General features: G+C 55.9%; 4 protein-coding genes and 1 pseudogene. 1 reads left to right on the top strand and 4 read right to left on the bottom strand.

Annotated elements, in window-relative coordinates; all coding sequences use genetic code 11:
* A partial coding sequence (locus QZ766_RS00505) for an alpha/beta hydrolase (protein ID WP_297196151.1) occupies positions 1 to 675 on the top strand: 675 nt, incomplete at its 5' end.
* On the opposite strand, the gene rarD is transcribed toward QZ766_RS00505, so the two are convergent.
* The 4 genes and pseudogenes from rarD to potE all read right to left on the bottom strand — a co-directional run.
* The gene (gene rarD, locus QZ766_RS00500) at positions 645 to 1,529 is read right to left on the bottom strand and encodes an EamA family transporter RarD (RefSeq protein WP_297196149.1); all 885 of its coding nucleotides are present in this window, start codon (positions 1,527 to 1,529) and stop codon (positions 645 to 647) included. The two genes, QZ766_RS00505 and rarD, sit on opposite strands and share 31 nt — an antisense overlap.
* Positions 1,530 to 1,746: 217 nt before the next feature.
* Positions 1,747 to 2,046 carry a type V toxin-antitoxin system endoribonuclease antitoxin GhoS gene (gene ghoS / locus QZ766_RS00495; RefSeq protein WP_297196147.1) on the bottom strand — a complete coding sequence of 100 codons (300 nt, stop codon included), beginning with the start codon at positions 2,044 to 2,046 and terminating at the stop codon, positions 1,747 to 1,749.
* 22 nt (positions 2,047 to 2,068) lie between these two features.
* The gene (locus QZ766_RS00490; protein WP_297196153.1) at positions 2,069 to 2,224 is read right to left on the bottom strand and encodes a GhoT/OrtT family toxin; all 156 of its coding nucleotides are present in this window, start codon (positions 2,222 to 2,224) and stop codon (positions 2,069 to 2,071) included.
* A 105-nt stretch (positions 2,225 to 2,329) separates the two neighbouring features.
* Positions 2,330 to 2,594 (bottom strand): annotated as a pseudogene (gene potE, locus QZ766_RS00485) (putrescine-ornithine antiporter); the annotation flags it as partial.

Here is a 2,594-nt window from a genome sequence, read left to right as displayed (position 1 = left end):
GCGGTGCTGATTGCCGCCGGCGGCGGCTACCGGCGCATCGAAATGGTGAAAGAGGCGTGGCCTGCGGCGAGCTGGCTGGCCCGGCGCGGATATACGCCCTACGTTTTAAGCTACCGGCTGCCGGGCGAGGGCTGGCACGACGGACAGCGGGTTTCGCTGCAGGACGCCCAGCGGGCGCTGCGCATTATTCGCCACCGGCATGGCGGCGTTGGGGTGCTGGGTTTCTCGGCGGGTGGACATCTGCTGGGAATGGCGGCGGCGCGGCCTGACTACGCTTCCTATGCGCCGCTGGATGCCTTAGACGCTACGCCGGCCGCGGCCGATAACGCCGCGCTTATCTATCCGGTGGTGACGCTGGAGGCACCGTATAATCACACCTCAACCCACAGGCAGCTGGTGGGCAACGACGCCAGTCCCCGGGAGGAAGCGCAGTGGTCGGTGCAAAACTTTATTACGCCGCACTCGCCGCCGTTTTTCCTGGCGCAGGCGGAAGACGATACGATTTCCGATCCCCATAACACGCTGATCCTTGCTGCGGCCTGCCGCCGGGCCGGGGTACCCGTCGAGATGCAGCGCTATCCCAGCGGTGGTCACGGCTTCGGCATGGGGCGTCCGGGCACCTTAACCGTAGAGTGGCCCGCGCGCTACGAGGCGTGGCTGTGCAGGCGCCGGTGAGCAACAAACGATTCTGAAATGCACAGCAGCAGCCCGAGCCAGACGGCACCGAAGCAGACAAGTTCGGGATAATCGATCTGCTCGCGAAAAATCAGGATGGCGATAATAAACTGCAGGCTCGGCTCGATGTACTGGGCCAGTCCGGTCACCACCAGCGACGTTTTGTTCAGGGCGATAGCAAACAGGATCAGCGGGATCACCGTGACCGGTGCGGTCAGGATATAGAGCAGGTGAGGCGTGTTCGCCGCAAAGCCGCTGCCGGAGCCCGTGGCAAAAAAGAGTACCAGCGCCACCGGCATCGCCCACAGGGTTTCAAGCGTGATGGAAGTGAGGGCATCGTAGCGAATGAACTTACGCACCAGGCCATACAACGCAAATGAAACCCCCATCATCAGCGGTAGCACCGGCAGGTGGCGCAGCGAGATTATCTGAAACACGAGTCCGCAGGCGCCGAGTGCTACCGCCGCCACCTGAAACGCGGAGAGCTTCTCTTTGAGAAAAAGGCAGCCCAGGGCGATGACAATTAGCGGATTGATGAAATAGCCGAGGCTGGCGTCCAGCACCTGATGGTGCGTCAGGGCGTAGATAAATGAGGACCAGGAGACAATCATCAGCAGCCCGGCCAGCATGCAGCAGAAGAACGACCGGCGGTCCTGCCAGAGAGTGCGGATCGGCGTTCTGTGGCGCAGCAGCAGGCGCGCGAGCAGCAGCAGAGGCATCGACCAGACAACCCGGTAAATAATAATCTGCGTCAGATCGCCGCCGGAGAGATATTGATAAAAAAGCGGGGTTATTCCCCATAACACAAAGGCCAGTACGACGGTTGCCGTGCCGCTACGCATATTGATTAACATATAATTCACATTATTCAGGGTATACACAGGATCCGAACTTCCATCGTTAATTCTTATTGTGGCGATGATGAATAGTTCAGCAGGATAAAATAAGATGCTGCATTGCCCGGTGGCCAACGCGTGTTTTTAGACACTGCGCGGTATTCAAAATTGCGGGTGGATTATTATACAAACAAAGGCCTGCTTAATTTATACACTCTGTGTGCTTGCGCTAATATTACGCCTTGTTAAGCGCTTGTAAAAAATAGTCGTCGCGGGCCATTACATTAATATCGGGTGCGAAATTGGGAATGATGGTAATTATTTTCTGAGTAAATACCGTGATTTCTGCGAGTGACATAAAGCTGGCAATGGCCCAGGTATTGGCCGGAAGCTGTCTGGCGACGCCGTGCTTATCGGCCACCGTGGCGGAAAAATGGTATTGCAGCAGCAGCGTTGTCAGTTTATCCCGAGCCTCGGTTAATGCTTCCGGATATTCAAACCGGATGATGAAAACCCCAAGATGTTTATGCTTCATAATATTCCTCAGAAACGCTTTATTAAAAAAATGAGAACAATAATGCAACAGGCAGGCTCAGCGGCCAGGTCAGGCCAATGACAATTCCCGCCAGCAGGCGAATGTGAATTGTATCCCTGGACAGGAAACCGATTATAAGGCCGGAGAAAACAGCCACGACCAGATAAATAATGAAGATACATTGTCCGCCGCTCACGATGATTATACCTTTTTAACCCGCATCATTATTGATCTCTTAAGCAAAAAAAGCCCGGCAGCCCCTTGTCCGCCGCCGGGCCAACCCTTAACTGTGCTTATCTTTCAGCTCAAAGCGCGGAGAGATAAGGCCGTACAGCGTCCAGCCGAGGAAGGTGACAATCGCCCCGTACAACATGGCTTCTTCCCCGGAAGAGTACAGCGCGTAAAAGCTGTACATCGCCCCGATAAAGGCCACCGCGTTTGCCGCCCGGGCTTTGCCCTGCGGGACATTCGCCATCCGCTGGATAATTGCCAGCGCCGCCATCGACAGGATGTAGGGGATGATATTGGTTACTACGGCCAGGTTAACC

It is taken from the genome of uncultured Pluralibacter sp., assembly GCF_913775985.1.
In the GTDB taxonomy this organism is placed as follows: domain Bacteria; phylum Pseudomonadota; class Gammaproteobacteria; order Enterobacterales; family Enterobacteriaceae; genus Pluralibacter.
The sequence above is the reverse complement of the archived record's forward strand: the minus strand, read 5'-3'. Positions and strand labels throughout refer to the sequence as shown.